This window comes from Microbacterium sp. CIAB417 (genome assembly GCF_022788845.1).
In genome coordinates this window covers 130,506-152,659 of the sequence record NZ_JAHZUT010000009.1, presented here as the reverse complement: position 1 = coordinate 152,659, position 22,154 = coordinate 130,506, and the positions used below count along the sequence as shown (strand labels likewise).

Genomic DNA, 22,154 nt, shown 5'->3' with positions numbered 1-22,154 from the left:
CGGCCCGCGGGCGCCGCGACATCGAGGAAGACGCATGAGACTGAAGCTGACCCTGCATCGAGCGGCGGGCGATCCCGTCGACATCGTGATCACGACGGACTCGACGGCCACCGCCGGCGACGTGGCCCGCCACGTCGCCGAGGCCGACCCGACCCGATCCGTCGCGTTCGCCGAGGGGGACGTGCTCACGCTCGCCGTCGCACCTCCGACCGGTGAGCGCCTCGTGCCGCTGCAGCCGGACGTCCCGATCGGCGAGGCTGCGGTGGGGTCCGGCTTTGCGGCATCCATCGTGAACTACGGCCCCGACTACGCCTCGGCCGACCGCCGGGACGTCGCAGGCGTCCTGGTCGCCACGGCGGGGACGCTCGCCGGTCAGGAGTTCCCGATCAGATCCGGGCACGTTTTCCTGGGTCGTGAGGCGGACAATGACGTCGTGCTGGCCGACCCGATGGTCTCCAAGCGCCACGCCCGGCTCGAGGTGGGTGCGCACATCGAGGTCGTCGACCTGAACTCGGCGAACGGGGTGCTCGTGGACGGCATGGCCGTGCAGCGCGTGCGGGTCGAGGAGGGCGAGCCGTTCGTCATCGGAGGCACGACCCTCGTGCTGCGCCTGGCGCGGTCGTTCGACGGGTCGGCCGTGGAGGACCCGATCATCGAACGCGGCGGCGGCCTGCTCTTCAACCGCAGCCCTCGCGTGGAGGTGCGCTACCCCGGGACGAACTTCAAGCCGCCGCGCCTGCCGGCCGAGAAGATCGGCAAGATGTTCCCCTGGCCGATCCTCGTAGCGCCGATCCTCATGGGATTGGCGCTGTACGCGCTGAACGAGAACCCGCGGTCGCTGCTCATGATCGTCATGACCCCGCTCATGGCGTTCGGAAACATCATCAACCAGGCCGTGCAGAGCAAGAAGAGCTCGAACCACGAGTTCCTCCTCTTCGAGCGGCAGTTCGAGCAGCTCGAAGAGGACTTCTTCCGGGGCAAGCCCGAGGAGGAGCGCGCGCGCAACGAAGAGGCGCCGCCGGTGGCCGAGATCTTCGACCACGCGATGCGGCTGGGCCCGATGCTCTGGACGAGGCGCCCGGAGCACTGGAACTTCCTCGGCCTGCGGCTGGGGTCCTGCCGCCTCCCGGCGCGCAACACGATCGACGACGCCGAGACGCCTGAGGGCCTGCCGGAGTTCATCGATCGCGTCGACCGCCTGCGCGAACGCTATGCCTTCGTCGACGACGTCCCGGTGTTCGACACCCTGGCCGATGCGGGCTCGATCGGGATCGCGGGGCCGCAGGGCCCCGTCGCCGACACGATGCGCGGCATCGCCGTCCAACTGTTCGGCCTGCACGCGCCCAATGACGTCGTGGCCGTCGCCTTCGCCGACTCGGCCTGGACGCCGGAGCTGGACTGGCTGAAGTGGATGCCGCACACCTCCAGCGAGAAGAGTCCCTTCCGCGACATGGCGCTGGCGGACTCGGCTCCGACGGGGGCGGCGCTGCTCAGCTCTCTTGAGGAGTACGTGCGCCGTGCCGCAGGCGACGGACCGGGCGGAGAGCCGCGCGGTCCGTTCAAGGAGGACTGGAACCCGCTGCTGTACGGCACTGACGTGTCGCGCGCCGCCGGTGACCATCAGAAGACGCCGCCCGTCTCGGTCATCGTGTTCGTGACGGCTGACGCGCCGGTCGATCGCGGCCGCCTCACCGACGTGCTCGAGCGCGGTGCGGACCACGGGGTCCACGCGGTCTTCGTCTCGCCCACGGTCGAGTCGCTGCCGGCCGTGTGCCGCAGCTACATCGACGTCACAGCCGGCCTTGAGGACGCGCACGTGGGCCTGGTGCGCAACGGCGAGAACTTCGAGCACACCCGCGTCGAGGGCGTGTCCAATGCGTACATGCACATGCTCGCGCGCCGGCTCGCGCCCGTGGTGGACGCCAGCACCGTCGTGCACGACGCCTCGGACATCCCCAACTCGGTGATGTTCCTCCAGCTCGTCGATCCCGCGATCGCCGAGGACCCCCGCGTCGTGATCGAGCGCTGGCGGCAGAACAACACGATCGTCGACCGCACCCCGGCCCCGAGGCCGCGCCTCAAGAAGGCGGGCACGCTCCGGGCGATCATCGGCCAGGGCGCGAGCGACGCCATGGCTCTGGATCTGCGGATGCAGGGGCCGCACGCGCTCGTCGGAGGCACGACCGGTGCCGGAAAGTCGGAGTTCCTGCAGGCCTGGGTGCTCGGCATGGCGGCGGCGCACAGCCCCGATCGCGTCACGTTCCTGTTCGTCGACTACAAGGGCGGCTCCGCGTTCGCCGACTGCGTCGAGCTGCCGCACTGCGTGGGACTGGTGACGGACCTGAGCCCGCACCTCGTGCGTCGCGCCCTGACGAGCCTGCGCGCCGAGCTCCAGCACCGTGAGCACCTCCTCAACCGCAAGAAGGCCAAGGACCTGCTCGAACTCGAGAAGCGACAGGATCCGGAGTGCCCGCCTGCGCTGGTCCTGGTGATCGACGAGTTCGCCGCGCTCGCGTCAGAGATGCCGGAGTTCGTCGACGGCGTCGTCGACATCGCCCAGCGAGGCCGCTCGCTCGGCATCCACCTGATCATGGCGACGCAGCGCCCGGCCGGCGTCATCAAGGACAACCTGCGCGCGAACACGAACCTGCGCATCGCCCTGCGCATGGCGGACGAAGCCGATTCCCGAGACGTGGTCGACGACGCGATCGCGTCCACGTTCTCGGCGGCGATCCCCGGTCGTGCCATCGCCAAGACCGGACCCGGTCGTCTCGTGCCCTTCCAGTCCGCCTATGCCGGCGGCTGGACGGCCGACGACGAGGCCGCCGTGGCGGACGTCCGCGTCGCCGAGCTCCGCTTCGGCGCCACCGCGGAGTGGGAGCCCGACCGCCCTGCCGAGTCGGATTCGCACGAGGAGGACCTCGGACCGAACGACCAGAAGCGGATCGTGTCGACGCTCATCCGCGCCGCGGACGTCGCCGGTCTCCCCGCGCCGCGCAGGCCGTGGCTCGACGACCTGGCCACGGTCGTGGACCTGCGCGATCTGCCCAACGAGGGGGACACGCGCATCCCGATCGCCCTGCTGGACGTCCCGGAGAAGCAACTGCAGGAGGCGGCGGCCTTCGTCCCGGACCGGGACGGGTCGATGGTGGTCTACGGAACATCCGGCTCCGGCAAGTCGACCGTCCTCAAGACGATCGGCACCGCAGCAGGCATGCGCCCCGACCTCGGACGCGTGCAGGTGTACTGCCTCGACTTCGCCACCGGCGCGCTCGGCGCGCTGTCGACCCTGCCGCACGTCGGGTCGGTCGTGGACGGCGGCGATGTCGAGCGCATCCAGCGTCTGCTGCGCACGCTCGACGGGGAGATGGATCGCCGGGCGGCGGCCTTCTCGGCGGCCAGCGCCGCATCCGTGCAGGAGTACCGCGAGCTCGCGGACCCGAACATGCCGCGCATCCTGCTGCTGATCGACAACTATCCCGAGTTCAAGAAGGACTGGGAGGTGTCTCCGGGACGCAGCCCGTTCTACCGTCACTTCATGCGGATCCTCGGCGAGGGCCGCACGCTCGGCGTGCACGCGGTGATCACGGCGGACCGCGGCAACGCGGTGCCCAGCGCGGTCGCGGCGAACATCCCGCGCCGTGTCGTCCTGCGCATGGGCGATGCCAGCCAGTACATGCTGCTGGGCGCCCCGCGCGACGTGCTGGACGAGCAGTCCGCACCGGGGCGCGCGGTGATCGACGGGCACGAGGCGCAGATCGCCGTCCTCGGCGGGACGCCGAACGTGGTCGAGCAGACCAAGGCGCTGGGCGCGCTCGGCGACAGCCTGCGCGCCCAGGGCGTGCGGGACCTGCCCGAGATCGGCGCACTGCCGACGATGGTGCCGGTCTCCGACATGCCCGCCCAAGTGGACGGGATGCCGGTGTTCGGCGTGGCGGACGACACGCTGGCGCCGCGCGGGTTCGAGCCGCTCGGCTCCTTCGTCATCACCGGCCCTCCCGCCTCGGGCCGGACGAACGCGCTCAAGGCGCTCGTCATCGCCATGGAGCGGTTCAACCCGAAGGTGCAGATGTACCACTTCGGCAGCCGGCGCTCCGAGCTCAAGGACTTCCGGCCCTGGGTGCGCAGTGCCACGCGCCCCGAGGACGAGAAGGAGCTCGCGGCGGAACTGGCCGAGCTCGTCGTCAGCGAGGACCCCGGCGGGCGCATCCTCATCGTGATCGAGGACATCCCGCACCTCTCCGACGGGCCGGCGGATCGTCCCATGCGGGCGCTGCTGCAGGCCATGAACAACAGCGACCACATGCTGATCGGCGACGCCGAGGTCAGTCGCGCCAGCGGCAGCATCGGCGTGCTCGGCGAATGGAAGGCCGGCCGGCAGGGAATCGTGCTCAAGCCGGACACGTACGACGGCGACGGCATCTTCAAGACGCCGTTCGGTCGCGTGAAGCGCTCGGACTTCCCCGCCGGTCGCGGCATCTTCGTGCAGGCCGGGCGCACGGTCACGATGCAGATGCCGTTCGTGCCGGACGCCCCGGCGAACGGGTAGGGGTTCATGGGTAGCGCTCCCCATTTGACCGGGGGGCATCGCCAGCTAACCTCATGTGTAAAGAGGCCGAGCGGCCTGAAGACGAAGAAAGCTGGAGGCGGATCTCATGGCCCACGATTTTGGTGCAACGTACAGCGAGATGGAGAGCGCGGCTGCGCGTCTGCGCGACGGACGCAGCTCTGTCACGGACACCCTCAAGGAGCTGCAGGGCGTCATCGACGACCTCGTGCAGGACGGCTTCAAGACCGAGAACGCGTCGGAGGCGTACTCCTCCGCGTACGAGGAGCTCACGACGTCCCTGGACGACGCGGCTGAGGCCGTCAACGACATGGCGCAGGCTCTCGACCGCATGGCCGACGCGATCCGCGACACGGACGCGCAGCTGGCCGGCGGCGCCTGAGTCCACGCACCCCGAGAGGTCGTGACGTCGGTGTGAGCACCGACGTCACGACCTCTCTCTTTGCAAGCGCCGCGCACCGTCGGCGCATACAATCGACAAGATGAACGGAGCACAGAGCCGATGAGCGGGTCGCAGCCCTACTGGTACAACCTGAGCACCCAGTCCGTCCAGCGCGCGGACGAGCGTCCGTCGGAGGACACGCTCGGGCCGTTCGCGACCGCGGCGGAGGCCGAGGATTCTCCCGCCGTTCTGCTGGAGCACGCGCGCGCGTGGCTCGAGAGCGAGGAGAGCGAGCCGTTCCGCCAGATGGCCGCCGAGAGCGACGACGGCATCGACTACGCGTGACGGCGACGTCATGACGCGACATCGTCGCCGTGCGGCTCCGCTGGCCGTGCTGCTCGTTCTCGGGCTTGCCGCGTGCGCGCCCGCGCTGCCGGAGACGGTCGTCCCCGGTTCGGAGATCGTCGTCGGATGGACGGGGTCGCTCACGTCGACGAACGCCTCCGCATCCCCGACCGCCGGGAACGTGGACGTGGCCGAGATGATCCGCGCCGACTTCGGCGATGTGATCGACGGCGAGTTCGTCCCCGACGAGGGCTTCGGCGCGGTGACGATCGTGGGCGAGGATCCGTTCACCGTCCGATACGACCTCGCGGAGCCGGCGTGGTCCGACGGCATCCCGCTCGACGCGGCGGACCTGCTGCTCGGCTGGGCCGGGGCATCCGGCTACTTCCCGGATGCCGAAGATGCCGATGCTGCAGAGATGATCCCCGAGGACGCCCCGGAGGTCCCGAGCATCGACGAGTTCGCGCGATCGATCGACGTGACGTTCGCGCAGCCGCGGATCGACTGGCAGCAGGCGGTCACAGTTCCGGTCCCGGCGCACATCGTGGGACGGATCGCGTTCGGCGAGGACGACGACATGGCCGCGAAGCAGGCGGTCATCCGTGCCATCCAGGAGGGCGACACCGCCGCTCTGGCGAAGATCTCCGAGGTCTGGAACACCGGATTCGAGATCGCAGACCCGGATGACCTCACCACCGAGAGGCTGATCTCCAGCGGCCCGTTCCAGGTGGACGGCATCGAGGTCGCCGATGAGCGGCAGAGCGTGACGCTCGTCCCCAACCCCGGCTACCGCGGGCTCGTCACGCCGAAGGTGGCGCGGATCGATCTCGTGCCTCCCGGCGACAATCCGGTCGCGGCGATCTCCGACGTGCTCGATGTCGCGCAGGTCGCGCCGACCTCGGCCAATCGCGGCCCGATCCACGACCTCGAACGCGAGGACTTCGCCGTCGAGACGGCGCACGACGGGACGATGTGGTCGGTGCTCCTGAAGCCGTCGGGCATCTTCTCCCAGAAGGAGGCGCGGACCGCGTTCATCCACGCCGTGCCGGCGTCGGGTCTGGTCGAGCGCGGTGCCGGGGAATGGGCGTCGGCGTACACCGGGACGACCTCGATGGTCTCGGCCCCGGGCTCGCGGGCCTATGACATCGTCAACGAGGACTCCGGTTTCACCGAGATACTCGGCACGACGGACGATGAACCGGCCCTGGAGCGGGAGCGGGCCGGAGTCGCCGCGGGCTCTCGGGTCTGCGTCCTCTACGACCGAGGCAGCGATTTCGCGACCGGCGTCTTCTCGGCCATGCGGGAGGCCGCGGCCGAAGCGGGCTGGGAGGCCGTCGACTGCGGTTCGGACGACTTCGACGCCGCCCTCGATCAGCGGCGCTGGGACGCGGTGATCGCCCGCGTGCCGATCCCGCGGACGCCGGAGCAGATCGCGGTGCAGTGGGGGAGCGAGGGGACGGCGTCCATCACTCGTCAGGCAGACCCCGACCGTGACGAGCTGATCGCTCAGCTCGCACAGACGACGGACGTCTACGACGCCCGCGAGGTCCTCGCGCGGATCGAGGCGACGATCGTGCGCGCGGCCGTGGCGCTGCCCCTCGCCACGAACCCGCGCGTGACCATCGTGGATCGCGACGTGACCGGTGTGACGGCGCGCAGCGGTGTGGCTGCTCCGCTCACCTACGGCGCCGTGCAGTGGGAGACGGTCCCCTGAACGGTCCGGCATGGGTTGTTCTCCCCATCGCCGACCCGCGATGACGCCCTCTAGAGTCTTCTTGGAGGTCCTGCTGTGGGAATGATGCTGCCGAATGAGCTGATCTGGGTGATGGAGAAGCTCGGGTTCGACTGGCCCGACATCGACGAAGACGAGCTGCGCCGTGGCGCCGACATCGTCCGCGTGTTCCGAGACGACCTCGAGGACAAGCTGATGGCGATGGACCGCAAGGTCAACGGCGACATGGTGGCCGCTATGCGCGGTCAAGCAGGACCCGCGTATGTGAGCGCGTGGAACACGAACAGGTCGCAGAACCTTCAGAAGCTGCTCGACCTTCTCGGTCCGGCGCCGACCGGCATCGACATCGCGGCTGACGTCGTTCTCGGACTGAAGATCAAAGTGATCGCCGACATCACCACGACGATGATCACGCTCGTGGCGATGCTGACGAATCCGATCACGGCCGCCGGCGCCGGACCGATGCTGCTGCTGAAGAAGAAGCTGCTCAACGCCGCCGTGGACATCGCCGTCGAGCAGGCGCTGAACCAGATCCTGCCGATGGTGATCGAACCGCTCGCTGAAGAGCTGCCGGGTGCGATCATGGCGGCACTGGACTCCCCGGTGGTGGAGGCCGTGGCGGGTGATCCGGACGAGTTCTACGCCGACCTTCAGGCACTGGAGCAGGCGGAAGGCGAGATGGAGCAGCACGCCGCGGACGTCGAGACCTTGACCGAGCGCTTGATGACGGATCTGGCCGGTCTGAACATCGGGGGAGACTGAGAATGAGCATGAAGCCGGTAGTCCGGGCGATGAAGGACGCACTGGACGGGGTCCCGGTCCACGTGCGGCAGCTCTCCGAGATGTTCCGCAAGCACGGGAACGCGCACCGACGCAGCAACTCCGAGGTCAACGACCTCGACAGAGTGCCGCCGGAGCTGCGCGCCGGTTGGAAGACGGACAGTTGGCACACGCCGGACCGCGTGGTCGGCGCAGGCAAGCCGAACCGGCCGTATCCGGCCGAGTACCTCGATTCCGACTACATCCGACAGCATCTCGCGCGGTTCGACGGCGGCGCCACGCGCTTCTACCGAGCGGAGAGCCTCGGGAATTACGGTCCTGGCAATCAAGGGACGACCTTCGTCTTCCCGACGAGCGAGATCGACAACATCATCGATCAGGCGGGCGGCGATCCGCGCAGGCTCGGCGAGATGCTCGGACTCGGCGAGGACTTCTTCGTCGATTCGGACGGCAATGCCGTGGACATCGTTCGTGCGGACTTCAGCTTCGAGGAGATCATGAACGGCAACCTCCGGATGCCCCAGGGCAACGAGGCCGGCGCGAATGCGCAATGGATCCCCGGCGGTTACCTCCCTGAAGGCCTGCCGGAAGCCGTCTTCAACGTGTCGGACATGGGCACGGGCACCTACACGCAGTTCTATGTCGATTAGCGCGCGCTATCCCGCCCGGTTCGAGAAGTTCCGGCTCGAGGCGCTCGGCGACCCCGCTTATCTCGGGGTCGATGAAGCACGGACGCGCTACGACGAGGGCCGGAGCCTCAACGTCGTTCCCGATCAGGATCCGCCGAGCTGGTACCTGATCGTCGCCCCGAAGCGGCACCGCTTCACGGTGACGTTCTACACGCCCGGCCGCACCCCGCTGCGGACGGCGGTCTGGGAGAGCGAGGGGGACGGTCTGTTCTGCCGGCGAACCGTCGACCTCTTCTATCCCGACGGCGACCCCGGCGGCACCGTGCCGTCGAGCGAGGTCGTCACGGTCACCCGGGAGATCTCGCCCGACGGAGTGATCGAGGTGACGCTGTCGTCCCCGCTGGGCGACGACGACGTCCGCAGGGCATCCGATGTGCCCGTGGAGCGCTTCCGCGCCGGGACCCCGGCGTTCGGCGAGTGGGACGCGCTCGTCGCCGCCATGGAGCCGAGCGCCGAACACCGGTTCGGACTCGACGCGATCGACGAGTCCCTTGCACTCGTGGAGGCCTCGGTCACGCGCTCGGCATCCCGCGGTGACTTCTCGCGGACGGGCGGCGAGTGGCGCGTTCCCGTGGGTGCGCGCGACATCCTGAAGGGGCTCGACGAACTGCTGGACGGAACCTCCGGTGCAGACCGCATCCCGGTCGTCGATCGCGGACCGCTGAAGATCCTGCCCCTCATGCTGCAGGATGTCTCGTCGGGCGGCGACGAGCAGCGGCGCCGCATGGCGACGCTCGCCACGAGCGTCGCCGACGCGCTCGAGCAGCGGGAGGGTCGCGGCATCGCTGCCGATCTCGAGGACTGGGGACCCGGCAGCGTGGCGTCGTACGCCGCCGCGGTGAAGGCTGCGCACGCCGTCGAGGCCCGCTGGTGGGAGTACGGGCAGACGCATGCCGTCGTTCTCGTGACCTCGGACGACGGCACGGGATCCCGGTCGCTGGCCCTGCAGATCGTTCCGGTGAGCTGGGTCTCGGAGCGGCGTGCGGAGGGCGAGCACTCCGGGATCGACGCGCACTGGTCCTGGAACGACATCGCCGCGTGGCGTGACGCCGCGTCATCAGCGGATAGTCTCGGAGCAGGCCGACGAGAGGGTGAGGGCTCATGACAGGTGCGTTCGGGAACGTCGACGTGAAGGCCGTCCCGCGGGTGTACGGCGCCGGTGAACTCGGCGTGCTGTCGATCACCGCGCCGGGAGACGCGCACCCTCGCGTGGAGTACGTCGGCGGCGAGCTGTTCATCGGACTCGACCGAGCGGACGACGGGACCCCGGTCACACGAGGCGACGACGAGAAGGCGGCGCGACCGTTCCCGGATGCCGTGGCGACGGCCATCGCGGTGGCGGGCCGGATCCCGGCCCCGATCGGCGGGGTGATCCGCGTCGACGACGAGATCCTCGCCGCATCCGTGCTGTTCGACCGGCCGCGCACGGCGGCCGTGCCCCTGGAGGGGGCGCCGGTCGTGTTCGCCTTCGCGCGCGACCGCCTGCTGATCGTCGGGGAGAACGACGAGGCCGCGATGGCCTCGGCGCTGGATCTCGCCGAGGAGCTGTACGAAGCCGGCGGTCCGCTCGTCAGCGCCCACCCGGTGATCCTCGCGGAGGGCGCATGGGCGCCGTTCCCGTGGCGGGAGAGGTTCCCGTCGCTTCAGATGCGCTTCGAGCGGGTGCTGCGCCTGTTCAGCGTGCGGGCGTACGAGGCGCAGACGGTCGCCCTGCGACGCCCCGACGTGCACATCGCGGACCCGAAGATTCACGTGCGCGAGGACGGCGTGACGATCACGTTCGCGGCTTGGCCGAAGGACACGGCGACGCTCCTCCCCGTGGTGGACAACGTGATGGTCGCGGATCCGTCCGGGGCGCTCAGCGTTGCGACGATGGAGGACTTCCTGGAGGCTGCGGGTGACGCGATCGTCCGCACCGGACTCTCGCCGGCGCGCTATTTCGTCCCTGGCGAGCCGCCCAGGGCGCAGGGCGACGCCGCGCACGCCTGAACGCGTTTCATGGGTTGAACTCCCCATCGCGTGTCCCGCACGCCGCGGATAGCGTCGAAGGCGGAGGTGGTCGCGTGGGCATGATGCTGCCGAACGAGCTCATCTGGGTCATGGACAAGATGGGCCTGGAGTGGCCGGACATCGACGAGGACGAGGTCCGCAAGGCCGCTGTGCTCGTTCGCGGATACCGGGACGACATGGAGACCCTCGTCCAGGCGGCCGACCGCCGGATCAACGGCGACATCGCTGCGGCGATGCGCGGTCAGGCCGGGACCGCCCACGTCACCGCGTGGAACCGCAACCGCTCCGAGAACGTGCAGCAGCTGCTGGACGTCCTGGGCCCCGCCGCGTCGGGCATCGACATCGCCGCAGACATCGTGCTCGCGCTCAAGGTCAAGGTGATCGCCGAGGTGACGCTGACGCTCGCTCAGCTCATCCCGCTGCTCGCCGCCGGTCCCTTCGGCGCCGGTGGAGCGGCCGCGCTCATCCTCGTGCGCAAGAAGCTGTTCTCGATGCTGATGGAGGCGACCCTGGAGAAGGTCATCGACGAGGTGATGCCCCTGGCGCTCGAACCGCTCGTCGACCAGGTCCCGGGCCTCGTGATGTCCCTTCTCGACGCGCCGGTCGTCGAGGACAACGTCGGCGACGTCGACGAGCTCTACGCCGACCTGGTCGCCCTCGACCAGGCCGCCGCCGACATGGACGCGCACGCGGACGACGTCGAGGAGCTGACCGATCGCCTGCTCGCGGACCTGGCCAACCTGCAGATCTCGGGGGAGTGAGCGATGTCGATGAAGAAGCTGATCCGGGACATCATGGATGCCGTCGACGACACCGGGCACGAGTTCAAGAAGGGATTCTCCGGCGCCTTCCGCAAGCGCGGCGGCAAGCACCGCGCCGATGCGGACGCCATCCGCGGCCTGGACCGGCGCAACGCCGGTCAGGTGCCCAAGCACCGCGCGGACGGAAAGCCCGCCTCGCACGCGAAGAAGTACGACATGCTCGAGGACGTCACGCGCGGGCGCGAGTATCAGCTGTCCGGGAAGACACCTCGGCACCGTGATCCGGACTACGACCTCGCTCGCGACTTCGGCCGATCCGTCGGTCAGGAGATCCGTGCCGTGCCCGGGGACGTCCTCGACGAGGTGAAGGGCATCCCGAAGAACGTCCCGGGGCAGGTCGTCGAGGAGCTCTACGAGGACGCCATCGGGCAGGACAACCCCGACAAGTACGGCGCCACCGCCCAGGGGGATGCGTCCTTCCTGGCCCCCGCCAGCGAGGCCGCGGTGCTCCGCGGTCTCAGCACGGCCGAGATCGCGGCGAGGTTCGGTGTGGATCCGGCATCCCTGCAGCGGGCGGACATCCAGGTGAAGGAGATCCCGGGCTCCCGCTTCGTCAGCGTGGAGATCGACGTCCCCGGCGCCTGACGCCCACGGTCGCGCCCCCTCCGTGGCAGGATGTATTGCCGAGGGGGTCCTCACGTGACTGATCTGAATCCTGCAGTGGAGCCTGAGGAGGCCGTCCGGCCGACGGAGAAGAAGCAGGCGGCGCCGCTGCGCCTGGAGTTCGCCGGAGAATGGCACGACGTGCCGGTCGGGCAGCCGTTCATCGTCGGACGTGAAGGCGACCTCGGAATCGACGACAACCCGTACCTGCATCGCCATTTCCTCGAGCTGCAGCATCGGGACGGACTGTGGTGGCTCGCCAACATCGGCGTGCGTCTCGCGGCGACGGTCTCCAGCGCCGGCGGCGCGGTGCAGTCCTGGCTCTCTCCCGGTGCGCGCATGCCTCTCGTGTTCGAGCGCAACGTGATCGTCTTCACGGCTGGTCCGATCACCTACGAGCTCAACCTGCACACCGAGGAGGCGCCGTACGAGGTGTCCCGCCAGGTCGAGGCCTCCATGAGCGGTGAGACGACGGTGATGCCCGCCAGCTTCACGCCTTTGCAGAAGCAGTTGATGGTCGCGCTCGCGGAGCCCATGCTGCTGCGCGAGGGTGTGAGCATGAACGAGCTCCCGTCATCGAGCGCCGCTGCCCAGCGTCTGGGCTGGACCATGAGCAAGTTCAACCGCAAGCTCGACAACGTGTGCGACAAGCTCGACCGCATGGGGGTGCAGGGGCTCCGCGGCGGTCCGGGCAAGCTCGCGACCAACCGTCGGGCGCGTCTGGTCGAGTACGCCGTGACCTCGCAGGTGATCACGCGCGCCGATCTGCCCCTGCTCGACGACGAGACCCTCCGGAACCAGGCCGACGCGGATGGCGACTGACGCCGCCACCGGTCGTGACTGGGCGCGGCTGTGCGCGCTGATCGACGACGACGCGGAACTCGCCGAGGCGGTGCGCACGACCGGCGACGATCCGTGGGAAGCGCTGATCGACGGGCTGGACGATGCCGGCGCCCTCGCCTACCTGGACGAGGAGGATGCCGGGCCGGAGCTCGCCGAGGCCCTGGCAGGTCTTCCCCGCGTGTTCCGAGCGGGGGCGGATCTCGATACGGTCGAGGACATCGACGGCGATCTGGTCGCGGCGATCGTGCGCGCCGACGCGGTCCTGGCCCCGCATGGTCTGCGCCTCGTCCACCTGGAGGAGGAGCCGGACGCGCATCCGCTGGTCGCTGTTCCGATCGGGCACGTCGACGAGATCATCGCGCTGGCCGCGCGCCTGGGGCACCGGGCCACTTCGTTCCTGTGATTCCGGGTGACCGCCGGGGATGGGTACTCGTGCCCATCGTGTGACGCACTGCTCCGCCGATAGCGTTACGGCGAACCGCAGGGGTTCGCGTGGAGGGGTGGGCATGGGTGACGTCGAGATCTTCCGCGCCGAGTTGACGGCCGCGTCGGGGTCCTCGGGCCAGGCGGCGTCAGAGCTGCTGAACCAGTCGGCCGCCCTCCAGACGGAGGATGTCGGCATCCAGAACCCCGCGTCGCGACCGATGCTGCGTCTCGAGATGCATCGACGCGTGTCGGCGCTGCGGCGGAGCGCGCTCGCGCGCACCGAGGAGGGCAGCGGTCTCGCGGCGGCGACGCAGCGGATCGCCGACCGCTTCCAGGATCTGGATGTCGAACTGTCGGGGCAGGAGTCGTCATGACGCTGATCTCCCCGAACCGCGGATATGCCCTGGAGCGGCTCGACGGCGACACCGGCTCGATGTCGTGGTGGTCGGGGGAGTTCGCACGCGTGCAGGACCGACTCGAGACGCTGCGCGAGGCCGCGGTGCAGACGCACGGCCTCCCGGGCGTTGGTCAGGCCGTGAGCGCGGTGCGCGCGGACGCGACGAAGCTCGTCGCAGCCCTCGACGTCGACATGGATGAAGCGGACCTGCTCGCGCGCGTGCTGCAGTCCTACGCCGATGCGCACGACCAGTACGCACAGCCGGCGAACGCGATGATCGACGACATCGAGGCCGCGCACGCGGAGTGGCTCCGTTGCGCCGCGGACGCCGATGACGCGCAGTCCAGCGCCGACGACGCGGCGCAGGCCGGCGATGGCGGCCTGACGGCGCTGACCGAGCAGGCCGCGGAAGAGGCCGCCGCCGCCCGCGATGACGCCGCGCAGGCTCTCGCTGCGCTGTGGACGGAGTACGAACGGCTCCATGGAGGCTGGGACAGCGCTTATGACGACGCGGTCATGGCACTCGCCGGTGGGGCATCGCTCACCCCGCAGGAGCTGCGCGTTCTCGAACGCCTTCTCAGCGCCGACGGCAGCGCCGAGGTCCTCGAACTCTGGAACGCGCATCCGGATGTGCACGACGAGCTGATCGAGGCCCATCCGGACCTGATCGGCAATCTCGACGGCATCCCGTACGCCGTGCGTGCCGAGGTGAACATGCAGCGCCTGGAGGACCTCCTCGGGACCGAGCCGCCGGGACGCCGTCGCGACGAGCTGGAGGCGATCCAGCGGGCCCTGATGCAGGGCCAGGGGTCGCAGCGGCCCGCACTCCTCAGCTTCGACCCCGACGGGTCGGAGCAGGTGACCGCAGCCATCGCCCACGGGGATCTCACCACGGCATCCGAGATCAACACGCTCGTGCCCGGCATGAACGCGACGGTCGAGGACATGCAGGCGTGGGGGGAGTCGGCTCGCGCCCTCAACCGGTCGACGGGACCGGGATCCGCGACGGTCGTGTGGTTCGGATACGACACGCCCAACCTGGCGGAGGAGCCGTTCATGGATCGGGCCGAGAACGGCGCCGCCGCGCTCGGCGCCTATCTGGGCGGTCTCCGGACGCTCTCGCCCGACGCGGACGTGAACGTGATCGCCCATTCCTACGGCAGCACGACAGCGGCGCAGGCGATCGGATCCCGGGCCGACGGCTTCGGCGTGACCGCGTTCATCGCGGTGGGCTCCGCAGGGTTCCCGGACGATGACACCGTCATCGACAATCTGACGCGCCCGGGAGAACCGCGCGTGTACGCCACGATCTCGGAGGACGACGCCGTCGCGCGCGTCGGCCGCGGCACGGCGTTCGGCCACTCGACCTCCCCGGAGACGATCGACCACGTGACAGTCTTCGACAGCGACGGCGGCGTGGACAGTGCGGGCGAGCCGCTCGCCGCATCGACCGGACACGGTGCCCTCGGACCCGGGGCCTACCTCGAGCCGGGGTCGGAGTCCTTCCACAACGTGTCCGAGATCATCCGGAGCGGTGAGCCGGGCACGGAGCGCGGTGGCGAGGGGAGCACCCGGGGTTTCTGGGATGCTGGGAACTGGTGGATCAGCGATGAGTACGCTCTCATCGACTTCTGAGTGGCGGTGAACGGATGCGCGGAGTGTTCCGTCGAGGACTGCTGGCGGCGCTGGCCGTCGGGATGGTGGTGACCATGACGAGTTGCGGACCGGCTGCGCCGACGGGCGAGGATCTGTACCGGGACGGTGAGAAGCGGTACACCGAGTACGCGACCGTGATGCACTCCGTGATCATGGCCGTGCACGAGGGGGAGTGGATGGTCGAGTCGTGGGGGTCGGACCCGATCCCGTGCCGCGTGAACGGCGAACTGGACGAGAGGCCGACGGGCTACGGCTTCTCGTGGGTCCGTGTGCTCCAGCAGGAGCAGCTCGACGTCGACGCCGTGGTCAGCTCGGCCACCGCCGCCTTCGAAGAGGCCGGCATGGAGGCGCAGACGGTGACATACGGGAGCGGCGATCGGGCCGAGACCAACGTGATCGCCACGGGCGGGCCGGTCGTGCGCGGTGTCGTCACCGTGCGACCGCATCGGGGCATGATCGAGGTCTCGGCATCCCCCGCATGCTTTCCCGGCGACGCCGGTGAGCTCTCGGACATGATCTTCGACGGCCTGGTCTACGAGGACGCCTGGCGGCGGTTCCCGGCCTTCGAGGGGCCGGACTGGCAGCCGCGGTTCTACTTCCCGGAGGACGGCAGTCCGGTGTACTGGGACGAGGAGGGCAAGCCGCTGGAGCCGCAGCCGACACCGTCCGCGTTCCCCGACGCGCCCTACGGCGGATAGGCGTCAGCGCACGGCGTCGGCGAGGTGCCGCGAGTCCGTGCTGAGCACCTTCACCATGACACCGCGCCGGCGCAGTTCGGCGACCGTGCGGGTCTCCTCGTCGCGGTCCCGTCCCAGCGCATGCACGTTGGCGACGACGAGGACGTCGCCGCGGTTCAGGGTCGCGATGAAGCGTGCCAGGCGATCGTTCCAGCTCTCCAGGATCTCCGGAGCCGGATGCCGGAACCCCTCGATCGGGACGCCGAAACGCGTGAGGTCGTTGCGCTGCTGGACCACCGGCGGCATGCCCTCGCGGGCGACCACGAGACCGACCAGGCGCGAGCCCTTGGGGCGCGCGTGCCACCAGTCGTGGTTCTGCTGCAGCTCGGTGAAGCACTTCGGGCATTCCGCCGCGGGATGCGGAAGGTGCAAGGGGCTCGTCAGGGCGTCCGGCACCGGCACCGACCCCGTCGTCAGATCCGTCGTTTCACTCATCCGCGCACCTCCAGCATCCATTCTGCCCTGCGGGCGGCCGGAAATCACAGCAGACCGAGCGAACGCACCGCCTCCCGCTCGTCCACGAGCTCGGCGACCGATGCCGCGATGCGCTCGCGCGCCCAGTCATCCGGTTCCAGGTCCTCGACGATGCGCCACTCGCCGTCCACCGAGCGCACCGGGAACGAGCAGATCAGCCCCTCCGGGACGCCGTACTCGCCGTGCGAGACGACGCCCGCGCTCGTCCAGTCGTCCGTGCCGCGCACCCAGTCGCGCACGTGGTCGATCGTCGCGTTCGCGGCCGAGGCCACTGACGAAGATCCCCGCACATCGATGATCTCGGCGCCGCGCTTGGCCACACGCGGGATGAACGTCGTCTCGAGCCACGCGGTGACATCCCCGACGCGCTCGGCGAGCGCCGCCGCGGCGGGACGCCCGTCGACGGTGGCGTGCGACACGTCGGGGAACTGGGTGGCCGAGTGGTTCCCCCAGATCGGCACACGGCGGACGGCGGCGACGGGAGCCTCCAGCGCCAGGGCCAGCTGTGCTCTGGCGCGGTTCTCGTCCAGCCGGGTGAGGGCGGTGAAGCGCTCGGCCGGGACGCCGTCGGCGGACGCCGCCGCGATCAGGGCGTTCGTGTTGGCAGGGTTGCCGACCACCGTGACCCGCACGCCGGGGGAGGCGTTCTCGGCGATCGCGGCGCCCTGCGGGCCGAAGATGCCGGCGTTGGCGGCCAGCAGGTCGCCGCGCTCCATGCCGGGACCGCGCGGCCTCGCGCCGACCAGGAGGGCGAGGTCGCAGCGGTCGAACGCGACGGCCGCCGAGTCGGTCACCTCGACGTCCTCGAGCAGCCCGAACGCGCCGTCTTGCAGCTCGAGGGCCGCGCCCTCGGCCGACTTCAGGCCCTGCGGGATCTCCAGAAGCCGCAGCCTGACCTTCTCGTCGGGACCGAGCAGGTCGCCGGCCGCGATGCGGAACAGCAGCGCGTAGCCGATCTGCCCGCCCGCGCCCGTGATGGTGATCGTGGTGCTCATGTCCCGAGACTACGCCGCGCGCTACTCTCGTTGCCATGACGTTCAATCCGGATGCCGACATCTCCGGGCATCGCACGAAGCGCCGCGGACGCACCGCCGCGATCGCCGGCGGCGGCGCGGTGGGTCTCGGCGCGATCGCGGTGCTGGTCGTCAGCCTGCTGTCGGGCGGAGAGATCGACCTGTCGCCGTTCCTCGGCGGTGGCACGGGCGAGCAGGAGACGAGCAGCTCGGACGGTGCGCTGCTGGACTGCGACTCGGGTGCGGACGCCAACGCCACGGTCGAATGCCGCATCGCCGGCGCGCAGGTCGCCCTTGACGAGTACTGGGCAGAGAACCTCAGCGGGTACACGGTTCCGGGCATGATCGTGGTCGACGGTTCGACGCCCACGGCGTGCGGCACGGCATCCAATGCGGTCGGCCCGTTCTACTGCCCGGCCGACACGACGGTGTACATCGACCCCACCTTCTTCGATCTCATGCAGCAGCAGTTCGGCGCCTCTGCGGGGGACCTCGCGCAGCTCTACATCGTCGGGCACGAATGGGGGCACCACATCCAGAACATCCGCGGCACGATGGCGCAGTACCCGAACAACGGCACGGGCCCGGCGAGCAACGGCGTGCGCATGGAGCTCCAGGCGGACTGCTTCGCCGGGGCATGGATCGGCGACATGACCGAGCAGACGGACGATCAGGGCGTCCCGTATCTCGAGACGCCCACCGAGCGGCAGCTGGAGGACGCGCTCAACGCCGCCCTCGTCGTCGGCGATGACCACATCCAGGAGATGTCCGGGTTCTCGAACCCGGAGTCGTTCACGCACGGCTCCAGCGCGCAGCGGCAGTTCTGGTTCGCGACGGGGTACCAGGAGGGGCTCGGGAGCTGCGACACGTTCGCCGTGCCGGCCGCTGAACTCGAAGCGCGCTGACGCACGCGGTAGCGTGAATCGCAGCTGGAGAACGAAGACCGGGGGGTCGAAGCCGATGAACCTGGATGCGCTGTATCCGCCGATCGAGCCGTACGACGATGGGGTGCTGCTCGTCGGCGACGGGCATCGCGTCGCGTGGGAGGTCAGCGGCAACCCGGACGGCAAGCCGGTCGTCTTCCTGCACGGCGGGCCCGGCGCGGGAACCAGCGAATGGCATCGGCGGTTCTTCGACCCCGAGAAGTACCGGATCGTGCTGTTCGACCAGCGCGGCTGCGGTCGCAGCACGCCGCACGCGAGCGCCCCGGGGGCGGACCTGCGGTTCGTGACGACCGCGCACCTCATCGCGGACCTCGAGCTGCTGCGCCGGAACCTCGGCATCGCGAAGTGGCAGGTGTTCGGCGGCTCGTGGGGGAGCGCCCTCGCGCTGGCGTATGCGCAGGCGCATCCGGATGCCGTGACGGAGCTGATCCTCCGCGGCATCTTCACGCTGCGTCGTGCGGAGCTCGAGTGGTTCTACGAGGGTGGAGCCGCGGCGCTGTTCCCCGACCTGTGGGAGGACTTCCTCGCACCGATCCCCGTGCTCGAGCGCAATCGGATGCTCGAGGCCTATCACCGCCGGCTCGCCGATCCCGATCCGGCCGTGCACGTACCGGCGGCGGTGGCGTGGAGCACCTGGGAGGCGTCCACGATCACGCTGAGACCGGATGCCGAGACCATCGCGCGCATGTCCGAGCCGGAAGCGGCCGTCGCGTTCGCGCGCATCGAGAACCACTTCTTCGTCAACCGGGGCTGGTTCTCCGAGGGGCAGCTGATCGCCGGCGTGGAGGCGATCCGGCACATCCCCGCGGTCATCGTGCAGGGGCGCTACGACGCGTGCACACCGATGATGACGGCGTGGGACCTGCATCGCGCGTGGCCGGAGGCCGAGTTCGTGATGGTCGAGGACGCCGGCCATGCGGCATCCGAACCCGGAATCCAGCGCGCCCTGCGCGGCGCGACCGATCGGTTTGCCGACGACTGACTGCGCCCGCCCCTTTCGTTCGTTGAGCGAGCGGAGCGAGTCGAAACGCGGTGACGAAGACGGGACAGGCCTCGTCAGGCGCGCAGCGCCTGCAGGAGCGTCTTCACGAGGCCTGGGACGCCGCCGTCCGCGCGGAAGCGCGTCAGGCCCTCGCTGACCTGCGCGCCGGTCCTCGCCGTCACGAACCACGGCGGCTTCGGCAGGATCGTGAATCGACCGCCGCCGTTCACGATCGGGAACGAGCGGGGGAAGGGGCGGAACGGCCCGCGCACGATCGAGCGCTCCACACCGTCCAGCAGCAGGGCGTTGTGGACCACGCCGATGCCGCTGCCGACATCCTGGACGGTGCCCCCGGGGAAGGCACCCCAGGTCAGTGTCGGGGTGATGAAGCCGAACGCCGTCCAGGCGTTCACCGCGATCGATCCGTAGCGCAGCGCCGTCAGGGCACGCTCGAATCCCGTTCCGAGCGCGCGCTCGGTCGCCGGGTCGATGAGCAGATTCGCGCCGAGGGTGCCCTGCAGCTTCTGGTTCGCGTGCTCCACCGCGGCATCCAGGAAGTCCTGCCCGAGCCCGGCCACCTCGACCACGCCGAGCACGGGGGCGAAGTACTCGGTGCTCTCGAGAGCTGCGGCGTCCTCGTCCTCACCGATCTCCACCAGCACGCGGTCGCCGAGCGCCAGCGCCCCCGGGTAGTCCTCGGCCGCCTGCGTCATGCGCGATGACGACCCCGGGTACCAGATCGGACGCTCGGGGGCCTTCGCGTACGCGTGCCGCAGGGCAGCCAGGAACTGGTCGCGCTGCGCCCAGTCGCGGGACAGGATGACGACCTGGCCCGCGATGCAGTTGTGGCCGCTGTTCTGCAGTCGCATGGTCGCGATGTGCTCGGCGTGGAAGGTGAGGTCGGCATCGGTCCAGTCGCCGGGCACGACGATGATGGGCGAGACGCCGCCGAGCTCGGCCGTGATGGGCTTCTTGAGCAGCGGACGATTCTCGCGTCGGCGGCGCCGGCCTGCGGCATCCCGCCCCCAGACGATCGCATCGAACGTTGCGGCAGAGCCCGTGATGTGCACGTGTGCGAACGTCTTGTGCGCGGTCAGGAAAGCGCCGACGGCCGGCCCTCCGCGCACGATCCGCAGGAAGCCGGGTTCGACGAGCGGGGCGAGGGCGTGCTCGAACACGGAGACCAGGCGGTCCTGGGTCGGGTTCACCTTCAGCAGCGCGACGCGGTTGTGCGCCAGCAGCTCGTAGAGCACGTCCAGCACAGGGATCGACGTGACGTTCCCTGCGCCCAGCACGAGTCCGACGCCGCCCGGCTCGTGCGGAGTGCGCTGGGCGAGGCCGGATGCCGCACGCACCTGCCGAGGGGTGATGCCCGGTTCCAGCCACACCTCGCCGGTGAAGCCCGACAGCAGCATCCGGTCGATGCCCATGAGCGGGAAGGCGTGCACGCGCGTTCGTCCGCCCGGGGCACGGTCGATGCGGACGCCTTCGAGCGGATTGCGGCCGTCCGCGATGCGCGACAGCGTCTCGATGTACGCGTCCAGGGCGCCGAGGGTGCTGTACGGGCCGCTCAGCCATTCCTCGCCGCGCAGCGGATGCCCGCCGGTGAGGCCCTTCGTATCCGCGGCCGTGTTCGCCCACTCGTCCGCGGACGCCGCGACACTCGCACGCACCGCGCGCAGCAGTGTCACGCGCTGCGCGACCGACAGGTGCGACCAGGTGCGTGAGCCCGCCGTCAGGTCCGAGATCGCGGCGTCGAGTGCGTCGCGCTCCGCCTGATCGAGTCCGTCCTCGGTCGCCTTGGTCGTCGAAGCCATCGTCGCCTCCTTGTCGCGTGCTCTCAGCCTATGCCGCGCCGAAGCGCTGGATGCGGCGGGTGAACGCCGGATGCCGCACCGCAAGTGCAATCAAGGACAATGCGGCTGCGCCTGACGGTGCGTTGCTGCTCTCTCGGTGCGTGGTCGCGAAGGCCGCGAGGCCACGCGCGGGGCGCCGCTTCAGATCAGCGACAGCTCGCGGAGCTTCGCTTCGACGTCGGCGTTGGACGGCTCGACGTGGTGCGAGGCATCCGGGTACACCACGACAGGGATGTTGGTGCGGCCGGAGATCTCCTTGGCGACGTCGGCGGCGGCAGGGTCCGCGACGAGGTCGACGTAGGTGTAGGCGATGCCCAGCTCGTCGAGCTGCTTCTTGGTGCGGATGCAATCGCGGCACCAGTCGGCACCGAACATCGTGATCGTGTCTGCGGCGGGAGAGGTCATGGTTCCAGGATATGGCCGTCCGGCTGGGCGGGCGTCGAACGGGTCTTGCCAAGTTAGGTAACCCTTACCTAGAGTCGTACCGTGACCTCAGCATGCGAGCATCTGGACGATCCCGACTGGGAGAACCTCGAGGGAGCCGTGCTCATCGCCGGCGATTCCCACGACGTCGCCGGGATCCGCGACATCTGCGCGCGACTGCCCTGGGACGCGCAGGGGGTCGTGCTCATCGAGGCCGTGGCGCGGGTGCAGCAGCGGCACCTCGATGTTCCCGAAGGGATGTCGGTGCGGTGGCTGCTGCGGGGCGAGGGCACGCGGGCCCGGCCGCGCGGAGAGCGGCTGGCAGCGGCCGTGCACGCGTGGTGCGTGGAGTGGACCTGCAGCGACGAGCCCGCGGCGGCGTGGACCCTGTGGCTGGGACCGCACACGCCTCCCCGCGTCGCACAGATGGCGCGCAGTCTGCTGGGAGTCAGGACGCCTCCGGCATCCTGACCG

General features: G+C 69.8%; 22 protein-coding genes. 18 read left to right on the top strand and 4 right to left on the bottom strand.

All coding sequences use genetic code 11. The features are described from left to right. The first annotated feature begins 34 nt into the window (after positions 1-34). The 15 genes from KYX17_RS27370 to KYX17_RS27300 all read left to right on the top strand — a co-directional run bounded on the left by KYX17_RS27370 (position 35) and on the right by KYX17_RS27300 (position 15,949). On the top strand, positions 35-4,549 hold the full coding sequence (locus KYX17_RS27370) for an FtsK/SpoIIIE domain-containing protein (protein ID WP_243231931.1): 4,515 nt from the start codon (positions 35-37) through the stop codon (positions 4,547-4,549). A 106-nt stretch (positions 4,550-4,655) separates the two neighbouring features. Next, on the top strand, positions 4,656-4,949 hold the full coding sequence (locus tag KYX17_RS27365) for a WXG100 family type VII secretion target (protein ID WP_243231929.1): 294 nt from the start codon (positions 4,656-4,658) through the stop codon (positions 4,947-4,949). A 120-nt stretch (positions 4,950-5,069) separates the two neighbouring features. Next, a complete protein-coding gene (locus tag KYX17_RS27360) occupies positions 5,070-5,294 on the top strand; it encodes a hypothetical protein (protein WP_243231927.1) in 225 nt (74 codons plus the stop codon). Positions 5,295-5,304: 10 nt separating this feature from the next. Then, a complete protein-coding gene (locus KYX17_RS27355) occupies positions 5,305-7,008 on the top strand; it encodes an ABC transporter substrate-binding protein (protein ID WP_243231926.1) in 1,704 nt (567 codons plus the stop codon). Between the two features lie 81 nt (positions 7,009-7,089). Continuing rightward, on the top strand, positions 7,090-7,788 hold the full coding sequence (locus tag KYX17_RS27350) for a hypothetical protein (protein ID WP_243231924.1): 699 nt from the start codon (positions 7,090-7,092) through the stop codon (positions 7,786-7,788). A gap of 8 nt (positions 7,789-7,796) precedes the next feature. Next, positions 7,797-8,456 carry a hypothetical protein gene (locus KYX17_RS27345; protein WP_243231922.1) on the top strand — a complete coding sequence of 220 codons (660 nt, stop codon included), beginning with the start codon at positions 7,797-7,799 and terminating at the stop codon, positions 8,454-8,456. Further along, positions 8,446-9,600 carry a hypothetical protein gene (locus tag KYX17_RS27340; RefSeq protein ID WP_243231920.1) on the top strand — a complete coding sequence of 385 codons (1,155 nt, stop codon included), beginning with the start codon at positions 8,446-8,448 and terminating at the stop codon, positions 9,598-9,600. The genes KYX17_RS27345 and KYX17_RS27340 overlap by 11 nt, the downstream gene beginning before the upstream one ends. Continuing rightward, on the top strand, positions 9,597-10,484 hold the full coding sequence (locus KYX17_RS27335; protein ID WP_243231919.1) for a hypothetical protein: 888 nt from the start codon (positions 9,597-9,599) through the stop codon (positions 10,482-10,484). Before KYX17_RS27340 ends, KYX17_RS27335 begins: the two co-directional genes overlap by 4 nt. 80 nt (positions 10,485-10,564) lie before the next feature. Continuing rightward, the gene (locus KYX17_RS27330; RefSeq protein WP_243231917.1) at positions 10,565-11,266 is read left to right on the top strand and encodes a WXG100 family type VII secretion target; all 702 of its coding nucleotides are present in this window, start codon (positions 10,565-10,567) and stop codon (positions 11,264-11,266) included. Positions 11,267-11,269: 3 nt separating this feature from the next. After that, a complete protein-coding gene (locus KYX17_RS27325; RefSeq protein ID WP_243231915.1) occupies positions 11,270-11,911 on the top strand; it encodes a hypothetical protein in 642 nt (213 codons plus the stop codon). A gap of 54 nt (positions 11,912-11,965) precedes the next feature. Further along, positions 11,966-12,751, top strand: coding sequence for a hypothetical protein (locus KYX17_RS27320; RefSeq protein ID WP_374208997.1), 786 nt, complete (start codon positions 11,966-11,968; stop codon positions 12,749-12,751). Then, positions 12,741-13,175 (top strand): hypothetical protein, encoded by a 435-nt coding sequence (locus tag KYX17_RS27315; protein ID WP_243231913.1) that lies wholly within the window; start codon positions 12,741-12,743, stop codon positions 13,173-13,175. The genes KYX17_RS27320 and KYX17_RS27315 overlap by 11 nt, the downstream gene beginning before the upstream one ends. Positions 13,176-13,278: 103 nt before the next feature. Continuing rightward, positions 13,279-13,572, top strand: a complete 294-nt coding sequence (locus KYX17_RS27310) for a hypothetical protein (protein WP_243231911.1) — start codon at positions 13,279-13,281, stop codon at positions 13,570-13,572. Continuing rightward, positions 13,569-15,230, top strand: coding sequence for an alpha/beta hydrolase (locus tag KYX17_RS27305; protein ID WP_243231908.1), 1,662 nt, complete (start codon positions 13,569-13,571; stop codon positions 15,228-15,230). Before KYX17_RS27310 ends, KYX17_RS27305 begins: the two co-directional genes overlap by 4 nt. 14 nt (positions 15,231-15,244) lie before the next feature. Further along, complete coding sequence (locus tag KYX17_RS27300; RefSeq protein WP_243231906.1) at positions 15,245-15,949, top strand: hypothetical protein; 705 nt, start codon at positions 15,245-15,247, stop codon at positions 15,947-15,949. Positions 15,950-15,952: 3 nt separating this feature from the next. On the opposite strand, the gene KYX17_RS27295 is transcribed toward KYX17_RS27300, so the two are convergent. Both KYX17_RS27295 and KYX17_RS27290 read right to left on the bottom strand, forming a co-directional pair. After that, the gene (locus KYX17_RS27295) at positions 15,953-16,423 is read right to left on the bottom strand and encodes a recombinase family protein (RefSeq protein WP_243231903.1); all 471 of its coding nucleotides are present in this window, start codon (positions 16,421-16,423) and stop codon (positions 15,953-15,955) included. 44 nt (positions 16,424-16,467) lie between these two features. Further along, positions 16,468-17,457, bottom strand: a complete 990-nt coding sequence (locus KYX17_RS27290; RefSeq protein ID WP_243231901.1) for a malate dehydrogenase — start codon at positions 17,455-17,457, stop codon at positions 16,468-16,470. Between the two features lie 35 nt (positions 17,458-17,492). Between KYX17_RS27290 and KYX17_RS27285 the strand changes: the two genes are divergently transcribed. Together KYX17_RS27285 and pip are read left to right on the top strand one after the other, a co-directional pair. Next, positions 17,493-18,380: a neutral zinc metallopeptidase gene (locus KYX17_RS27285; RefSeq protein ID WP_243231895.1), complete on the top strand. Its 888-nt coding sequence runs from the start codon at positions 17,493-17,495 to the stop codon at positions 18,378-18,380. A 55-nt stretch (positions 18,381-18,435) separates the two neighbouring features. Next, entirely contained in the window at positions 18,436-19,401 is a 966-nt protein-coding gene (gene pip / locus KYX17_RS27280) for a prolyl aminopeptidase (protein WP_243231893.1), read from the top strand. 74 nt (positions 19,402-19,475) lie between these two features. On the opposite strand, the gene KYX17_RS27275 is transcribed toward pip, so the two are convergent. Beyond that, the gene (locus tag KYX17_RS27275) at positions 19,476-21,218 is read right to left on the bottom strand and encodes an aldehyde dehydrogenase family protein (RefSeq protein WP_243231891.1); all 1,743 of its coding nucleotides are present in this window, start codon (positions 21,216-21,218) and stop codon (positions 19,476-19,478) included. A 180-nt stretch (positions 21,219-21,398) separates the two neighbouring features. Further along, positions 21,399-21,662: a glutaredoxin family protein gene (locus KYX17_RS27270; protein ID WP_243231889.1), complete on the bottom strand. Its 264-nt coding sequence runs from the start codon at positions 21,660-21,662 to the stop codon at positions 21,399-21,401. Between the two features lie 81 nt (positions 21,663-21,743). Between KYX17_RS27270 and KYX17_RS27265 the strand changes: the two genes are divergently transcribed. Further along, positions 21,744-22,151: an SIP domain-containing protein gene (locus KYX17_RS27265; protein ID WP_243231888.1), complete on the top strand. Its 408-nt coding sequence runs from the start codon at positions 21,744-21,746 to the stop codon at positions 22,149-22,151. Positions 22,152-22,154 lie beyond the last annotated feature (3 nt).

Excerpts from the sequence above, each read along its gene's own strand:
- KYX17_RS27370 (WP_243231931.1), top strand. The coding sequence starts at position 35 with ATGAGACTGAAGCTGACCCTGCATCGAGCGGCGGGCGATCCCGTCGAC.
- KYX17_RS27365 (WP_243231929.1), top strand. The coding sequence starts at position 4,656 with ATGGCCCACGATTTTGGTGCAACGTACAGCGAGATGGAGAGCGCGGCT.
- KYX17_RS27360 (WP_243231927.1), top strand. The coding sequence starts at position 5,070 with ATGAGCGGGTCGCAGCCCTACTGGTACAACCTGAGCACCCAGTCCGTC.
- KYX17_RS27355 (WP_243231926.1), top strand. The coding sequence starts at position 5,305 with ATGACGCGACATCGTCGCCGTGCGGCTCCGCTGGCCGTGCTGCTCGTT.
- KYX17_RS27350 (WP_243231924.1), top strand. The coding sequence starts at position 7,090 with ATGATGCTGCCGAATGAGCTGATCTGGGTGATGGAGAAGCTCGGGTTC.
- KYX17_RS27345 (WP_243231922.1), top strand. The coding sequence starts at position 7,797 with ATGAAGCCGGTAGTCCGGGCGATGAAGGACGCACTGGACGGGGTCCCG.
- KYX17_RS27340 (WP_243231920.1), top strand. The coding sequence starts at position 8,446 with ATGTCGATTAGCGCGCGCTATCCCGCCCGGTTCGAGAAGTTCCGGCTC.
- KYX17_RS27335 (WP_243231919.1), top strand. The coding sequence starts at position 9,597 with ATGACAGGTGCGTTCGGGAACGTCGACGTGAAGGCCGTCCCGCGGGTG.
- KYX17_RS27330 (WP_243231917.1), top strand. The coding sequence starts at position 10,565 with ATGATGCTGCCGAACGAGCTCATCTGGGTCATGGACAAGATGGGCCTG.
- KYX17_RS27325 (WP_243231915.1), top strand. The coding sequence starts at position 11,270 with ATGTCGATGAAGAAGCTGATCCGGGACATCATGGATGCCGTCGACGAC.
- KYX17_RS27315 (WP_243231913.1), top strand. The coding sequence starts at position 12,741 with ATGGCGACTGACGCCGCCACCGGTCGTGACTGGGCGCGGCTGTGCGCG.
- KYX17_RS27310 (WP_243231911.1), top strand. The coding sequence starts at position 13,279 with ATGGGTGACGTCGAGATCTTCCGCGCCGAGTTGACGGCCGCGTCGGGG.
- KYX17_RS27305 (WP_243231908.1), top strand. The coding sequence starts at position 13,569 with ATGACGCTGATCTCCCCGAACCGCGGATATGCCCTGGAGCGGCTCGAC.
- KYX17_RS27300 (WP_243231906.1), top strand. The coding sequence starts at position 15,245 with ATGCGCGGAGTGTTCCGTCGAGGACTGCTGGCGGCGCTGGCCGTCGGG.
- KYX17_RS27295 (WP_243231903.1), bottom strand. The coding sequence starts at position 16,423 with ATGAGTGAAACGACGGATCTGACGACGGGGTCGGTGCCGGTGCCGGAC.
- KYX17_RS27290 (WP_243231901.1), bottom strand. The coding sequence starts at position 17,457 with ATGAGCACCACGATCACCATCACGGGCGCGGGCGGGCAGATCGGCTAC.
- KYX17_RS27285 (WP_243231895.1), top strand. The coding sequence starts at position 17,493 with ATGACGTTCAATCCGGATGCCGACATCTCCGGGCATCGCACGAAGCGC.
- pip (WP_243231893.1), top strand. The coding sequence starts at position 18,436 with ATGAACCTGGATGCGCTGTATCCGCCGATCGAGCCGTACGACGATGGG.
- KYX17_RS27275 (WP_243231891.1), bottom strand. The coding sequence starts at position 21,218 with ATGGCTTCGACGACCAAGGCGACCGAGGACGGACTCGATCAGGCGGAG.
- KYX17_RS27270 (WP_243231889.1), bottom strand. The coding sequence starts at position 21,662 with ATGACCTCTCCCGCCGCAGACACGATCACGATGTTCGGTGCCGACTGG.